The sequence below is a fragment of the Roseovarius sp. THAF27 genome (assembly GCF_009363655.1).
In the GTDB taxonomy this organism is placed as follows: domain Bacteria; phylum Pseudomonadota; class Alphaproteobacteria; order Rhodobacterales; family Rhodobacteraceae; genus Roseovarius.
Window position 1 is genome coordinate 2,029,482 of the sequence record NZ_CP045393.1, and the last position, 14,818, is coordinate 2,044,299.

Sequence of the window (14,818 nt, forward strand, 5' to 3'; positions counted from 1 at the left end):
GGGGGGTTCTTGTCAGGCGATATCTAGGCGCTTCAACGGGGCGCTACAACGGATTTCAGTGCCCCGGCACCGCTTTGACCCGCATCCGCGAGGCAGATGGCGATTTTCGCGGCAAGCCGGGCATTGTTGAGAACCAGCGCGATATTGGCGTCGAGCGAGCGGCCGTGGGTGAGGCTGTAGATACGGTCGAGCAGGAAGGGTGTCACGGCCTTGCCGGTGATGCCCTTGGCCGTCGCCTCGCGCGTGGCCTCTTCGATGATGGGAATGATTTCTGCGGCGGGGATCTCGGCCTCGGCCGGAATGGGATTGGCGACAAGCTGTCCCCCCGGCAGGCCAAGCGCGGCGCGGGCGAGATGCGCGCGGGCGATGGAGTGCGGATCATCCAGCCGCAGAGGGGCTGTCAGGTCCGAGGTGGCGGACCAGAAGGCGGGCAGACTGGCCTGGCCATAGGCGATGACGGGCACACCGAGGGTTTCCAGCACTTCAAGCGTCTTGGGCAGGTCGAGAATGGCCTTGGCCCCGGCGCAGACCACGGTGACGGGGGTTTGCGCCAGTTCCTGCAGGTCGGCGGAGATATCGAAGCTGAGTTCGGCGCCGCGATGCACGCCGCCGATGCCGCCCGTGGCGAAGGTGCCGATGCCGGCGGCATGGGCGGCGATCATGGTGGCGGCGACAGTGGTTGCGCCGGTTCCGCCGGTTGCCATGCAAACGGCGAGGTCGGCGCGGCTGAGCTTGGCGACATTTTGCGCCTGGGCGAGGGAGTCGAGCTGGCCGTCGTCAAGGCCGATATGCAACTGCCCCCCAAGCACGGCGATGGTGGCCGGGGTGGCGCCGGCGTCGCGCACCGTCTCCTCGACCTGGCGGGCGGTCTCCAAGTTCCGGGGAGAGGGCATGCCGTGGGTGATGATGGTGCTTTCGAGCGCCACGATGGGGCGCGCCTCGGCGCGGGCGGCGGCGACCTCGGGCGAGAATTGCAAGGGCAGGGTGGTCATGGGGCGATCTCGCTGGAAACGTGGGTGGCGGCGGCCTGAAGCGCGCGGTCGAGGGCGGTGGCGCGGCTTGCGCCGGTGCATTCGGCGGCGATGTGGGCGGCCATGAAGGTGTCGCCCGCGCCGGTGACACGAGTGACGAGGACGGGCGGAGGCTGGCCGGTCAGAACACCGTCCGGACCGGCATCGGCAGCGGGAGCGGCGCCGTTGGTGACGATCGCCCGCGCCGCCCCGCGTGCGATCAGGGCCTCGGCGACCCGGGCGGCGGAGGCGAAGGCGCGACCGCAGAGGATGCCGGCCTCTTCGAGGTTGACGTAGAGGATGCCGCGCCCGGTTTGCAGGAAGGGCAGCAGGCGCTCGGCCTTGCCGGGCGAGGCAGGCGCGATGCGCAGGTCGGCGGCGGAAAAGGCCGGGTCGTGGGCAATCTGCGTCAGCAGGGCCGTGGTCAGGTTGCCGTCGAGCGCGATGGGTCCGTTATGGGGATGGACGGCGCTTCCCAATGTACCGTCGTGCAGCGGCGCGAGAATCCGGTCTCCGGCGGCTTCGAGGGAATGGGCGTCGGCGATGGCCGCCACCAGCCCGCCCGCGCCTTCGATGGCCATGTATTGATCGGTCGGCAGCTCGGACGCGCGCCAGACATGGGATGTGTCGAGGCCGCGTGCGGCGCAGAGCGCCAGCAATTCCTCGCCCGGGGCGTCGCGGCCCACGGCGCTGAGCAGGGCAGGGCGCAGGCCGAAATGCGCGAGGCTGAGCGCGATGTTGAGCGCGACACCGCCCGGGCCGCGGGTGATGCGGCCGGGCACGTCGGCGCCGGGCCGCATGGCGCTGGGGGCACGACCGATGATGTCCCAGAGGACAGAGCCGATGCAGAGGATCTCGGGCGGGTGCGTCATGGGGACATTTGCACCGCCCGGACAGGGGAGGGCAAGCGGTTTGCCGAGGGCGGTGGCGCGGCGTAGGGTGGCGGGATGGACGAGACACGCCGCTTTCGCATCCCGCTGAAACCCGTGCTGGCGCTGTTGGCGGCGGCGGCGGTGGCCGCAAACCTGCCGGCGTCGTGGTTCGCCGAGGCGACGCCCGGGGACAGGCGGGCCGAGGTGTTTTCCGCCTTCGCCAACCTGAGCGCAGCACCGGGGGAGGGGGCGTTCGACTTTCTGGGGACGGTGGCGGATTTGTCGGGGCAGGAGGCGCGGGTGCGCCGGGAGCGGCGGGCGCATGTGCTGCCAGGGCTGCTGGAAGCCTATGCCGACCGGATCGCCATGCCCGCCGACTGGCTGCGGGGCGCGGTGCTGGACCCTGACTATGCGCATCCGTTCGACATTTCACTTTTCGACGTGACAGGGCCGGAGTTCGAGGCGCACGGTGTGGAGGGCCAGTGGCGCTGGGGGCTTGCGGCCAGCGGGGCCGGGGACCTGTCGCCCGGGGAGGCGCCGCTGGGCTGGTGCGCGCGGTGGCTGGTGGTCTGGGACGAGGCCGCGTGGTTCTATGCCCCGGTCGGAACGGAGGCGCTGGACGACATGCTGGCCGGGGCGGTGCCCGAGCTTGGGGCCGTGGCGCGCGACCTTTCGGGTGGATGCGGCGGGTAGGGCGGCGTTTTCTTGCAAAGAAAACGGGTCGAAATCTTTGAAAGATTTCGGCGCGCGCCCGTGGAGGCGGCGTGCAGATGAGGGCTTGCGCCGCGGAAGATTGCCCGTTATACGCGCGCCATTCAATCCCGCAGGTATGGGCGGGCTTATCGGGGGAGACATCCCCGAAGGTCCACCGGTTGAAGCATCCGCTTCTCATCCCCGTACCGAGGCGCAAACCGGAAAGGAAAACGACCATGGCTCTTCCAGAGTTCTCCATGCGTCAGCTGCTTGAAGCTGGCGTTCACTTCGGCCACCAGACGCAGCGTTGGAACCCCCGTATGGGCGAGTTCATCTATGGCGCGCGCAATGGCATCCACATCATGGACCTGACGCAGACCGTGCCGATGCTCGACGCGGCGCTGAACGTCATCCGCGAGACCGTGGCCAAGAACGGCCGCGTGCTGTTCGTGGGCACCAAGCGGCAGGCCAGCGCACCGATCGCCGAGGCGGCCGAGAAATGCGCGCAATATTACATGAACCACCGCTGGCTGGGCGGCACGCTGACCAACTGGCAGACCGTGAGCCAGTCGATCAAGCGCCTGAACGAGATCGACGAGATCATGGAAGGCGGCGCGGAAGGCCTGACCAAGAAAGAACGCCTGGGCCTCGAGCGCGACCAGGAGAAGCTGCAGGCCAGCTTGGGCGGGATCCGCCAGATGGGCGGTGTGCCCGACCTGCTTTTCGTGATCGACGTCAAGAAAGAAGCGCTGGCCGTGGCCGAAGCCAACAAGCTGGGCATCCCGGTCGTGGCCGTGGTCGACACCAACTGCTCGCCCGATGGCGTGGATTACATCATCCCCGGCAACGACGACGCGGCGCGTGCGATCTCGCTCTACTGCGACCTGGTGTCCCGCGCGGCGCTCGACGGCATGTCGGCGCAGATGGGCGCGGCCGGGATCGACCTGGGCGCGATGGAAGAAGCCCCGGCCGAGGAGGCCGTGAGCGAAGCGCCGGCCCCGGCGGCGGAGGCCCCCGCGCCGAGCGACGAGGCGATGCATGACGATGCCATGTCGAAGGATGCGCCGCTGGACATAGAGTCCGCCGAAGAGGTCAAGAAAGAGGCCGCTGACAGCTGAGCCTGTCACGAAACCTATACTTTGCTTATGGAAAATGGGCGCGGGACAGGCCGCGCCCATGACAGCCCCAATATTCGAGGAGAGCCAAGATGGCGATCACAGCTGCAAGTGTGAAAGAACTGCGCGACAAGACCGGCGCGGGCATGATGGACGCGAAGAAAGCGCTGACCGAAACCGATGGCGACATGGAGGCCGCGGTTGACTGGCTGCGCACCAAGGGCCTGGCAAAGGCCGCGAAGAAATCGGGCCGCACCGCCGCAGAGGGCCTGGTGGCCGTCAGCGTGACCGGCGGAACCGGGGTCGCCGTCGAGGTGAACGCCGAGACCGACTTTGTCGCCAAGAACGCCGACTTCCAGAAGATGGTGGCCGAGATCGCCGGTGCCGCGGTGGGCGTGGCGAATCTCGAGGCGCTGCAGAAGGCCGAGATCGGCGGCAAGCCCGTGTCGGACATCATCACCGACAAGATCGCCACGATCGGCGAGAACATGGGCCTGCGCCGGATGGAGAAGATCGAGGGCGAGACCGTGGTGAGCTATATCCACAACGCCGCCACCGACGGCATGGGCAAGATCGGCGTGCTGGTCGCCATGAAGGGTGGTGACGAGGCGTTCGGGCGCCAGGTCGCGATGCACATCGCCGCCACCAACCCCGCCGCGCTGAACGAGGCGGAACTGGACCAGGCCGTGGTCGACAAGGAACGCCAGGTGCAGATCGACATCGCCCGCGAATCCGGCAAGCCGGAGCAGGTGATCGAGAAGATGATCGAAGGCCGCATGAAGAAGTACATGTCCGAGATCACGCTGGTGAACCAGTCCTTCGTCATCAACCCCGACGTGACCGTCGGCGCCGCCGCCTCCGAGGCGGGTGTCGAGATCACCGGCTTCATCCGCATGGAAGTGGGCGAGGGGATCGAGAAGAAGGAAGAGAACTTCGCCGAGGAAGTCGCCAAGGCGGCGCAGGGCTGAGAATGCCCTGACCGTGGGACCGAGGGGCCAGCCCCTCGGGTTCCCGGTTCGAAGCGGGGGGCCAGCCCCCCGCACCCCCCGGGATATTTTCGGCCAGAGGAAGACAGGGCGCGTTCCGGGATCGGGGCGCGCTTTTTCGTTTGAGCGGCGCGCGTGTGGTGGCCGGAGCGTGCGCCGGCAGGGGCTTGCCACATTCCGCCGGAGGAGACGGCGCGCAATGTGTTGTTGACCGGGGGCCGCGCGATTCTGCAAGCGATGGTGCCTTGTCGCTGTCGCCGGGTCGCGTTTGCGAACGCCTGCCCGCTGTTGCGGTGGTGGCGGTAGGAGGACCCGACGGTCCGACCATGAGACGGCGCCGCCGTGGTGCCGGACGTCGGGGTGGTTGCCCATGCCGGCGCCGGACGCCGGGACGGTCAGCGAGGATCACATTCCGCATCCGGACCGGCAGGGGGCCATGAAAAACGGTGCCGCCCGGGCGGGCGACACCGTTGTTCCCAGCACCTGAAACGGGATGAGACGGTGCAGGCAAATCCGGTCGATCCGCCGAGAAATAGGCAAACCGACCGGCCCCCGGACAAACCGGCAGGCCGGGTACTCACCTGATATCACAGGGGACGCCGACCCATGTTCCCAGGCTTAAAAGCCACCACTCACGGAACGTGGCCACTTTGCGACGTAACGTCAATTTGAGAAAGTAGGGGAATCCTTACCAAACGGTAAAATCATTCAAATGACTTGAGAATTTCGCAATATCGTGGCGCACTGGCAGGGAGAACAATTCCGGACCTTGCCGTGTTGTCAGGTGTGGAGCACGAAGATCTGGTTCTGGAACGCGGCCTTGAGCACCGCCTGGGCGGTGGTTTCGACGCTGAGCGCTTCGCGGGCGAGGCGGAGGTGCTTTTCCACGGTGGCGGGCGTCAGTTCCATCAGCAGGGCGATGTCCTGAATGGTCTTGCCGTCGCCGACCCAGCCCAGCACCTCTTTCTGGCGACGGGTCAGCGAGCGGCCCGGCGCCTCGTAGGGCAGGGTGAGGATGCGCAGGTGCACGATGTTGTTGAGCAGGATGATGTCCTCGCCGTGCTCTTCCCACAGCTTGTCGCAGTCGGCCTGATCATGATCGGCATGGGCGGTCAGCGCGATGGCCCCCTTGGTGCGCGGCGACATCGACTTGAAGCTGATCGAGTAGCCGCAGGTGACGTCCATGGAGGCGTTGAAATCGACCACCTTGCGTTCCTGCGGGGTCAGCGTTTCGGTTTCCAGCATCTCGGCCAGGACGCGCCACGAGCAGGCGCCCTCGTTGTCGAGCGCCCAGCGGACCATCGGCGCATGGTGATAGAGACCGTCGCCGATGAAGGTGTTCATGTACTCGGGCGTGTGGTTGCTGAGCAGGACGAAATCTTCCGGATCGCCCAGCGAGGTTGGCGTGCGGTAGCGGGTGAAGCCGTAGATCAGCCGGTCGAAGCCATAGTCCGCCATCTGCGCCACGTGCATGTCCCAGAGCTCTTCGATGCTGGGCGCGTTCAGGAGCGCGTTGAGATGGGTCGTGGAAATCATGCGCCGGTCTCCAGGTGCCGCGCCATGGCCTGAAGCGCCAGCGTGTAGCCATGGGCGCCGAAGCCGCAGATCACGCCGACCGCGACCCTGGCGATGTAGGATGTGTGGCGGAAATCCTCGCGCGCGTGGATGTTGCTGAGATGCAGCTCGATCGTGGGAACTTCAGTGCTCGAGATCGCATCCATCAGGGCGATGGAGGTGTGGGTATAGGCGCCGGCGTTGAGGATGAGCCCGTGATGCGTGCCGCGGGCGTCATGGATCCTGTTGACGAGCGCGCCTTCGGCGTTGGATTGCGCGAAGGCGAGCGTGACGCCCAGATCCTCGGCAACAGCGCGGCACTGTGCCTCGATGTCGCCCAGCGTCGTGGTGCCATAGACCTCGGGCTGGCGTGTACCCAGCAGGTTGAGGTTGGGTCCGTTGAGGATCAGGATGGAAGTCATGCGGCGCGCGTCCTTTCCGCTACGTCATAGACCGTGACATACGGTGGTGTCGAGTAAGAGTTGCGGGGTGTGGCACTCTGTACAGGACTGTGGCATCGGGGGTGGCAGGCGCGGCAGGCAGGTGAGGAGATTTGACCAAGTGCCGGACGCGCCAGGGTTTTACGGAGCCGTGCATGCTATTTGGACTATGTATTCTTTTAACATAATACTGATTATGCGTGAAAGCCTCACGGGCTGACGGGGATGCGCTGAAACTTGACCGGCCGGGTTTGCGTGGATGGGAAACGGATTACGTCGCCCGATTAAAGCCGACCGCCCCCTGCCGATGGAGAGATCAGTGCCGGAGACGAAAAAGACCCCCTGGACCCTGCGGATCGGGCGCGGCCTGATCGCGGCGCTGTTCCTGGCCGGCGCGGTGCAGAAAGCCGTGGCGCCGGAGCAAGGCATGGCACTCTTGGGCAACCTTGGACTGCCCGGCGCGCTGATCTGGCCTGCGCTGGTGTTCAACGCGGGTGCGGGACTGGCGCTGTTGCTGGGATATGCGACGCGCTGGGTTGCGCTGGCGCTGAGCGTCTATTGCATGGTGACGAGCGTCTTTCACTTTCAGCCCGAGGATGGCTGGCAGATGTCGATCTACGTCAAGAACTGGGCGATTGCGGGCGGTTTGCTTGTACTGAGCGATTACGCGCGGCAAAGGCAATAGAGCAGGGCAGCCCCCTGCCCTGCACTGCCTTGAAAAAGCTTCAGAAAAACGCCTGAAGCCCGGTTTGCGCGCGCCCCAGGATCAGGGCGTGCACGTCATGCGTGCCCTCGTAGGTGTTGACGGTTTCCAGATTCATCATGTGGCGGATGACGTGGAATTCCTCGGAAATGCCGTTGCCGCCATGCATGTCGCGGGCCATGCGCGCGATGTCCAGCGCCTTGCCGCAATTGTTGCGCTTGATGAGGCTGATCATCTCGGGCGCGGCTTGCGCGGCGTCCATCAACCGACCGACGCGTAGGGCTGCTTGAAGGCCCAGGGTGATCTCGGTCTGCATGTCGGCGAGCTTCTTCTGGAAGAGCTGGGTCTGGGCAAGCGGGCGCTTGAACTGCTTGCGGTCGAGGCCGTATTGGCGCGCTGCGTGCCAGCAGAACTCGGCCGATCCCATGACGCCCCAGGCGATGCCGTAGCGGGCGCGGTTGAGACATCCAAAAGGGCCTTTAAGCCCTTGAACATTCGGCAAAAGTGCCTCTTCGCCCACCTCGACGCCATCCATGACGATCTCGCCGGTGATGGAGGCGCGCAAGGACTGCTTGCCGCCGATCTTTGGGGCACTGAGGCCCTTCATGCCCTTGTCGAGCACGAAGCCGCGGATCTTTCCGTCATGCGCGTCGGACTTGGCCCAGACGACGAAGACATCGGCAATGGGCGCGTTCGAGATCCACATCTTGGAGCCGGAGATCTTGTAGCCGGTGTCGGTCTTCTCGGCGCGGGTCTTCATGCCGGCGGGGTCGGAGCCCGCGTCGGGCTCGGTGAGGCCGAAACAGCCGATCAGCTCGCCCGAGGCGAGGCCCGGCAGGTATTTCTGGCGCTGCTCCTCGCTGCCATAGGCGTAGATCGGGTACATCACGAGGCTGGACTGCACGGACATCATGGAGCGGTAGCCGGAGTCCACGCGCTCGATCTCGCGCGCGACAAGGCCGTAGGTGGTGTAATTGGCGCCAAGTCCACCGTATTCCTCGGGGATGGTGGTGCCCAGAAGGCCCATCTGGCCCATTTCGCGGAAGATGCCGGGGTCGGAGGTCTCAGCGGCATAGGCGTCCTTGACCTTGGGTTGCAGCGTTTCCTGCGCGAAGGTGCGGGCGCTGTCGGCGATCATGCGCTCGTCTTCTTCCAGCTGGGCGTTCAGCAGGAACGGATCGGCCCAGTCGAACCCGGCGAGATCGGGCTTGTCCTTGTCGCGAAGTTTGGGGGCATCGAGGCTCATGACGGTCTCCTTTGGCAAGGGAAATTCGGTTTGGGTTGAATTTATCCTGAGATAAGCGCAATAAAAAGCGGCAATTCGACATAGATTCATGAGGAAACCGCATAGATGTCCCTGCCCCGCCGCTTTCTGCCATCCCTCGGCGCGCTGCGCGCGCTGGAGGCGCTGGACCGGCTGGGCAGCCTGACAGCGGTGGCCGAAGAGCTGAACCTGAGCCAAAGCGCGGTGAGCCGCCAGTTGCAGACGCTGGAAAGCCAGCTTGGCGCTCCGCTCTTCGTGCGCGAAGGGCGTCGCGTGCGGTTGACACCCGAGACGCGTGAATACGCCGGCGAGACGCGCGCGGCGCTGAACCGGATCAGCCAGGCGTCGCTGAAGCTGGCGCTGAACCCCGGGGGCGGCAGTCTGAACCTGGCGATATTGCCGACCTTCGGGATGCGCTGGTTGGTCCCGCGCCTGCCTGAGTTTGCTGCGGCCCACCCGGAGGTGACGCTGAACCTGTCGACCCGGTTGAAGCCATTCAACTTTGCCGCGGAACCATTTGATGCCGCTATTCTTTTCGGAGATGGAGGGTGGCCCGGAACGCAAAGCTTGCGGCTGAAGAGCGAGACGGTTGTGGCGGTGGCCGCGCCAGTGCTGCTGGAACGCACGCAGGTATCGGGACCGGGCGATGTGCTGTCCCTGCCCTTGTTACATATCGAGACGCGGCCCGAGGCGTGGCGGGCGTGGTTTAAGGCACACGGGATCGAGGCGGGCACGGTGGCGGGGACGATCTATGACCAGTTCTCGACCATCACGCAGGCGGCACTGCATGGTCTGGGCGTGGCGTTGTTGCCCGAATACCTGGCCGAGCAGGACTTGGCGACAGGCAAGCTGGTGACGGTCTGGGGGGGTCGCACGGAAAGCCCCGGCGCCTATCACCTTGTCTGGCCCGTCGAAAAGGCGCAGGACAGCGCGGTGTTGAAATTCCGCGAATGGCTGGCGCCGCAGGCCGAGGATGAAGACCCCCTGCCCCGGTGACCAGCGTGATCCGATTGAGTGGCTGCGCCACGCATTATTTGTTTGGATTGAGTATTTGAAGAACAGTGAAAGTTGTGGCGCGATCAGCCCAGCGAGTACCCTGCCCCGCGGACCGTGCGCAGCGGGTCCTCGCCGCCGTGCTGGCAGAGCGCCTTGCGCAGCCGGCCGATATGGACGTCGACGGTGCGGGTGTCGACATAGATGTCGCGGCCCCAGACGCGGTCGAGCAGTTGTTCGCGGCTCCACACCCGGCCCGGTTTTTCCATGAAGGTCGAGAGCAGGCGGAACTCGGTCGGCCCGAGCTTCAGCCCCTCGCCCTGACGGGTGACGCGGTGGGTCTCGGAATCGAGGATGATATCCTCGTATTCCAGCCGCTCGCCCACGGTCGAGGGCCGGGTGCGGCGCAGCTGGGCGCGGACGCGGGCCATGAGCTCGATCACCGAATAGGGCTTGATCACGTAATCGTCGGCGCCGGTTTCCAGCCCGCGCACGCGGTCCACCTCTTCGGAGCGGGCCGAGAGCATGATGATCGGCACGTTGCGCGTCTCGGAGCGGGTCTTGAGCTGGCGGCAGACCTCGATGCCTGACACGTTGGGCAGCATCCAGTCCAGCAGGATGAGGTCTGGCGCGGCCTCTTCGACCAGCATCAGGGCCTCTTCGCCGTTCTCGGCGCGGGTCACGGCAAAGCCGTCGGCTTCGAGGTTGTAGGCCAGCACTTCGCGCTGTGCGGGTTCATCCTCGACCAGAAGAACGCTGGGCTGTTCGCTTGCCATGACGTCTTGTGTCCTTCGTTATGCGCCGACCTGGGGCGAGACCTTGGGGTCCAGCGAGGTCTTGTCGCTTTTGGGGCGGTTGTCTTCGGGCATGGTGCCGGTGACCAGATAAACCACCTGTTCGGCGATGTTGGTGACGTGGTCGCCCATGCGCTCGGTGTTCTTGGCGATGAAGTGCAGGTGCATACAGGGCGTGATGTTGCGCGGGTCTTCCATCATGAAGGTCAGGAATTCGCGGAAAAGCGCGTTGTACATCTGGTCGACATCATGGTCGCGCTGGATCACCTCGCGGGCCAGTGCCGCGTCGCGCTGGATATAGGCGTCCAGCACGTCGCGCAGCATCCGTTCAGTTTCGCGTGCCATGCGGCGCAGCGAGGCGGTGGCGCCGGTGATGGGGGTCATCTGCGCGAGCACGGTGGTGCGCTTGGCCATGTTCTTGGCATAGTCGCCGATGCGTTCGAGGTTGGAGGCGATTTTCATCACCGTCAGGATCACGCGCAGGTCGATGGCGGTGGGTGCGCGCAGGGCAATGGTGCGCGCGGTTTCCTGGTCGATCTGTTCTTCCAGGTCGTCGATCACGCGGTCGCCGGCGCGGACGGTTTCGGCCAGCTCCTCGTCGCGGGTGTCGAGCGAGATGGCGGCGTTCATGATCGCCTCTTCCACCAGGCCGCCCATTTTCATGATCAGCGCCTGGACGGTTTCAAGGTCACGGTCGAAGGCCGATGAGATGTGTTCGTCGTTCATAACGTGCGCTCCTTAGCCGATCCGGCCGGTGATGTAGCTTTCGGTGCGGGGATCTTCGGGGTTGGTGAAGATCTTGCCGGTTTCGCCGAATTCCACCAGGTTGCCGAGGTGGAAGAAGGCGGTCTTCTGGCTGACGCGGGCGGCCTGCTGCATCGAGTGGGTCACGATCACGACCGAATACTCGGTGCGCAGCTCGTCGATCAGCTCCTCCACTTGCGCGGTGGCGATGGGGTCGAGCGCCGAGCACGGTTCGTCCATCAGGAGCACTTCCGGCTCGGTCGCCACGGCGCGGGCGATGCAGAGGCGCTGTTGCTGGCCACCCGAGAGGCCCGTGCCGGAGGCTTGCAGGCGGTCCTTGACCTCGTCCCAGATGGCGCCGCGGCGCAGGGCGCGTTCGACGATTTCGTCAAGGTCGGCCTTGGACTTGGCCATGCCGTGGATACGGGGGCCGTAGGCGATGTTGTCGTAGATCGACTTGGGGAACGGGTTGGGTTTCTGGAACACCATGCCGACCTTGGCGCGCAGTTGCACCGGGTCGACTTTCTTGTCGTATATATCCTCGCCGTCGAGCAGGATATCGCCCTCGACCCGGCAGATGTCGATCGTGTCGTTCATCCGGTTGAGACAGCGCAGGAAGGTGGACTTGCCACAGCCCGAGGGGCCGATGAAGGCGGTGACGGTCTTGTCTTCCAGCGCCACGTCCACGTCCTTGATGGCATGGGTGTCGCCGTAATAGACCTGCACCTTCTTGGCCGAGAATTTGATGTCTTTCTGATCCACGGCTCTCTCCGTATTTGGCGTATCGTACATGGCGTGGTCCCTTTCTACCAGCGGCGCTCGAAGCGGCGGCGCAGGATGATGGCGATGATGTTCATGGTCAGCAGGAAGACCAGAAGGATGATGATCCCGCCCCAGGCTTTCTCGTAAAAGCTGGCGTCGGCGCGGGCGGCCCAGGTGTAGATCTGGGCGGGCATGGCCGAGTTCGGCTCGGTGAAGCCGGCGACGAAGCCGTCAGGGTAGCCGCGGGCGACGAAGCCGACCATGCCGATCAGCAAAAGCGGCGCGGTCTCGCCCAGGGCCTGCGCGAGGCCGATAATGGTGCCGGTGAGGATGCCGGGCATGGCCAGCGGCAGGACATGGTGAAAGACCGCCTGCATCTTGGACGCCCCGACGCCGAGCGCGGCGTCGCGAATGGAGGGCGGCACCGCCTTGAGCGAGGCGCGGGTCGAGATGATGATCGTCGGCAGGGTCATCAGTGTCAGCACCAGCCCGCCCACCAGCGGGGCGGATTGCGGCAGGTGCATGAACTGGATGAAGACAGCAAGACCAAGGATGCCGAAGACGATTGACGGCACGGCGGCAAGGTTCGAGATATTCACCTCGATGAGGTCGGTGAACTTGTTCTGCGGCGCGAATTCCTCGAGATAGATCGAGGCGGCGACGCCGATGGGCAGCGACAGGACCAGCACCACCAGCATCATGAAGAACGAGCCGATGACCGAGGCGCCGATCCCGGCCCCGCCGGGGTTGTCCACGCCGGAATCCGCGCCGGTGATGAAGTTCCAGTTGAACTCGGACTTGATGATGCCGGCGTTGCGCAGCGCATCCACCAGATCGAGGTCGGAGGCCATGAGAAAGCGGCTGTCCTGCATACTTTCGCGGGTGACACGGCCGTTGAAATAGCCGTCGACGCGCGACGAGGCGGAGAGCGAGAAGGACGTCGGCTCGCCGAGACGGTTCTGGTTGCCCGCGTAGTATTCCCGCAGGTTGCCGCCGACCTTGCCCAGCACGCGTTCGATCGAGGCCTCGTCGAATTCGACCTCCATCCCGCGTTCCTCAAGTTGCTGCTGAAGCTGCGCGATGAAGAGGTTCGAATAGGCCTTGGTCTTGAAAAGTTCGCCCTCGGCCTCGTCGAATTGTTCTTGGGTCAAGGTGAATTCCATCTCCACCACGGTGTGGGTGAAGGCGGGGAGGCCCGAGCGGATGATCGAGAAGAACAGCACGACAAGAAAGAAGATGCCGATGATGATCGCCGTCATACCGTAGGCGCGAAAGCGTTTCTCGGCAGCGTTGCGGCGCTTGGTGTTGGCGTCGGCTGTCTTGAGCGAGGAGCGGCCATGGCCGCCGCCGCTGGCGCCGTTGAGCGTTGCGTCGGTCATTCGTACTGCTCCCGGTATTTGCGCACGATATAAAGGGCGAAGACGTTCAGGCAGAGCGTGATGACGAAAAGCGTCATCCCGAGCGCGAAGGCCACCAGCGCCTCGGGCGAGGCGAAGTCGGCGTCGCCAGTGAGCTGGCTGACGATCTTGGCGGTCACGGTGGTCATGGCCTCGAACGGGTTGAGGCTAAGCCGGGCTGCGGCCCCTGCCCCCAGCACCACGATCATCGTCTCGCCGATGGCCCGTGAGGCGGCCAGCAGGATGGCGCCCACGATGCCCGGCAGGGCGGCGGGCAGTACCACCTGGCGGATGGTTTCCGATTGCGTGGCACCCAGCCCGTAGGAGCCGTCGCGCATGGCCTGCGGCACCGCGTTGATGATGTCGTCGGAAAGCGAGCTAACGAAGGGGATCAGCATGATGCCCATCACCAGACCGGCGGTCATGACGGCGGTGCCCGCCTGCATGATGCCAAGCCCGTCATCGCCGAAGACCTTGAGCAGCAGCGGGCCGACCGTCAGCAGGGCGAAGAGGCCATAAACGATGGTCGGAATACCGGCCAGCACCTCGAGCAGCGGCTTGGCGACCGAGCGGACCTTGGGCGAGGCGTATTCCGAAAGGTAGATCGCGGCGAAAAGCCCGATGGGCACGGCCACGGCCAGCGCCACGATGGAGATGTAGAACGTGCCCCAGAGAAGCGGGATCACACCGAGGTCGGAACTGCCGCCCCGACCAGAGAAGCTGGGCGCCCAGTTGGTGCCGAAAAAGAAATCGGAAGCCGGGTAAAGCCGGAAGAACTCGATGGTGTTGAACACCAGCGACAGGATGATGCCGACCGTGGTCAGGATGGCGATGGAGGCGGCGCCGATCAAAAGCGCGCGGATGCTTTGCTCGACCGTGTTGCGGGCGCGGAAATCGCCGTGGGATTCGCGCAGGCCCCAGAGCGCGCCGAGGACCGCTAAGATCAGCACCGCGACGGTCATCATCAGGTTGCCAGTGGCGTTCATGATCCGGTAGCGCTGCGCGGCGCGCAGGACCGTCTGGGTGACCTCGGAGGTCACGATCTGGCCCGCGTCCCGGAGCCGTTGGGTCACATCGTTGAATTCGGCGCGCGCGTTGCGGGCGAAATCTTCTTCCATGACGCCCTGAGCCACGGCATTGTCCAACCCGTCCGCTGTGCGCCGGACCTCGGCCATGACAAGCCCGAGCGAGCCCTTGTTGTCGATGGAGCGGTCGGGGATCATGCCCGATATGGTATTGCTGACGATAAGCGGCTGGATCAGCAGCCAGGCGATCATCAGCAGGAAGGCCGGAACGACGACTTTGATCAGCACGTTCGAGCCGTAATAGGACGGCAGCGAGTGGAGTTTGCGGTTGTCGCCCTCCACGCTTTGAAGCGCCCGACCGCGACCGAGCACGTAGCCCACCGCCGCGATGCCAAGCACGATCAGGAATAGCCAGAGTGTCGGCATGAGCCCCCCATCCGTCTGTCTGGAAAAATTACCTAAAAGG

At 65.0% G+C, this 14,818-nt stretch carries 15 protein-coding genes; 5 read left to right on the forward strand and 10 right to left on the reverse strand.

The annotated features are described in order from the left end of the window. Positions 1-32: 32 nt before the first annotated feature. Together FIU89_RS10035 and FIU89_RS10040 are read right to left on the reverse strand one after the other, a co-directional pair. A complete protein-coding gene (locus tag FIU89_RS10035) occupies positions 33-992 on the reverse strand; it encodes a pseudouridine-5'-phosphate glycosidase (protein ID WP_152492461.1) in 960 nt (319 codons plus the stop codon). Next, positions 989-1,882 carry a PfkB family carbohydrate kinase gene (locus FIU89_RS10040; RefSeq protein ID WP_152492462.1) on the reverse strand — a complete coding sequence of 298 codons (894 nt, stop codon included), beginning with the start codon at positions 1,880-1,882 and terminating at the stop codon, positions 989-991. The genes FIU89_RS10035 and FIU89_RS10040 overlap by 4 nt, the downstream gene beginning before the upstream one ends. 75 nt (positions 1,883-1,957) lie before the next feature. Between FIU89_RS10040 and FIU89_RS10045 the strand changes: the two genes are divergently transcribed. The 3 genes from FIU89_RS10045 to tsf all read left to right on the forward strand — a co-directional run bounded on the left by FIU89_RS10045 (position 1,958) and on the right by tsf (position 4,658). Next, entirely contained in the window at positions 1,958-2,575 is a 618-nt protein-coding gene (locus FIU89_RS10045) for a hypothetical protein (protein WP_152492463.1), read from the forward strand. A gap of 236 nt (positions 2,576-2,811) precedes the next feature. Then, a complete protein-coding gene (gene rpsB, locus FIU89_RS10050) occupies positions 2,812-3,693 on the forward strand; it encodes a 30S ribosomal protein S2 (RefSeq protein ID WP_152492464.1) in 882 nt (293 codons plus the stop codon). An 89-nt stretch (positions 3,694-3,782) separates the two neighbouring features. Beyond that, positions 3,783-4,658 (forward strand): translation elongation factor Ts, encoded by an 876-nt coding sequence (gene tsf, locus FIU89_RS10055; protein WP_152492465.1) that lies wholly within the window; start codon positions 3,783-3,785, stop codon positions 4,656-4,658. Positions 4,659-5,456: 798 nt separating this feature from the next. Here tsf and FIU89_RS10060 read toward each other — a convergent pair. Together FIU89_RS10060 and aroQ are read right to left on the reverse strand one after the other, a co-directional pair. Then, a complete protein-coding gene (locus FIU89_RS10060) occupies positions 5,457-6,212 on the reverse strand; it encodes a LuxR family transcriptional regulator (protein WP_152492466.1) in 756 nt (251 codons plus the stop codon). Continuing rightward, positions 6,209-6,652, reverse strand: a complete 444-nt coding sequence (gene aroQ, locus FIU89_RS10065) for a type II 3-dehydroquinate dehydratase (protein WP_152492467.1) — start codon at positions 6,650-6,652, stop codon at positions 6,209-6,211. The genes FIU89_RS10060 and aroQ overlap by 4 nt, the downstream gene beginning before the upstream one ends. Positions 6,653-6,989: 337 nt before the next feature. Here aroQ and FIU89_RS10070 point away from each other — a divergent pair, with 337 nt between their 5' ends. Continuing rightward, the gene (locus FIU89_RS10070) at positions 6,990-7,355 is read left to right on the forward strand and encodes a DoxX family protein (protein WP_254701850.1); all 366 of its coding nucleotides are present in this window, start codon (positions 6,990-6,992) and stop codon (positions 7,353-7,355) included. A gap of 40 nt (positions 7,356-7,395) precedes the next feature. Here the strand turns inward: FIU89_RS10070 and FIU89_RS10075 are convergent, their stop codons facing one another. After that, complete coding sequence (locus tag FIU89_RS10075) at positions 7,396-8,619, reverse strand: acyl-CoA dehydrogenase (protein ID WP_152492469.1); 1,224 nt, start codon at positions 8,617-8,619, stop codon at positions 7,396-7,398. Between the two features lie 105 nt (positions 8,620-8,724). On the opposite strand from FIU89_RS10075, the gene FIU89_RS10080 reads away from it, so the two are divergent. After that, positions 8,725-9,633 (forward strand): LysR substrate-binding domain-containing protein, encoded by a 909-nt coding sequence (locus FIU89_RS10080; protein WP_152492470.1) that lies wholly within the window; start codon positions 8,725-8,727, stop codon positions 9,631-9,633. A gap of 83 nt (positions 9,634-9,716) precedes the next feature. On the opposite strand, the gene phoB is transcribed toward FIU89_RS10080, so the two are convergent. Genes phoB through pstC form a run of 5 tightly spaced genes read right to left on the reverse strand, consistent with a single transcriptional unit; the run spans position 9,717 to position 14,778 of the window. Next, the gene (gene phoB / locus FIU89_RS10085) at positions 9,717-10,406 is read right to left on the reverse strand and encodes a phosphate regulon transcriptional regulator PhoB (protein WP_152492471.1); all 690 of its coding nucleotides are present in this window, start codon (positions 10,404-10,406) and stop codon (positions 9,717-9,719) included. 18 nt (positions 10,407-10,424) lie between these two features. Next, positions 10,425-11,150, reverse strand: coding sequence for a phosphate signaling complex protein PhoU (gene phoU, locus FIU89_RS10090; RefSeq protein WP_152492472.1), 726 nt, complete (start codon positions 11,148-11,150; stop codon positions 10,425-10,427). Between the two features lie 12 nt (positions 11,151-11,162). Next, positions 11,163-11,960 carry a phosphate ABC transporter ATP-binding protein PstB gene (gene pstB, locus FIU89_RS10095; protein ID WP_152492473.1) on the reverse strand — a complete coding sequence of 266 codons (798 nt, stop codon included), beginning with the start codon at positions 11,958-11,960 and terminating at the stop codon, positions 11,163-11,165. 14 nt (positions 11,961-11,974) lie between these two features. After that, positions 11,975-13,309 carry a phosphate ABC transporter permease PstA gene (gene pstA, locus FIU89_RS10100; protein ID WP_152492474.1) on the reverse strand — a complete coding sequence of 445 codons (1,335 nt, stop codon included), beginning with the start codon at positions 13,307-13,309 and terminating at the stop codon, positions 11,975-11,977. Beyond that, a complete protein-coding gene (gene pstC / locus FIU89_RS10105; protein WP_152492475.1) occupies positions 13,306-14,778 on the reverse strand; it encodes a phosphate ABC transporter permease subunit PstC in 1,473 nt (490 codons plus the stop codon). Before pstC ends, pstA begins: the two co-directional genes overlap by 4 nt. Positions 14,779-14,818: the final 40 nt, after the last annotated feature.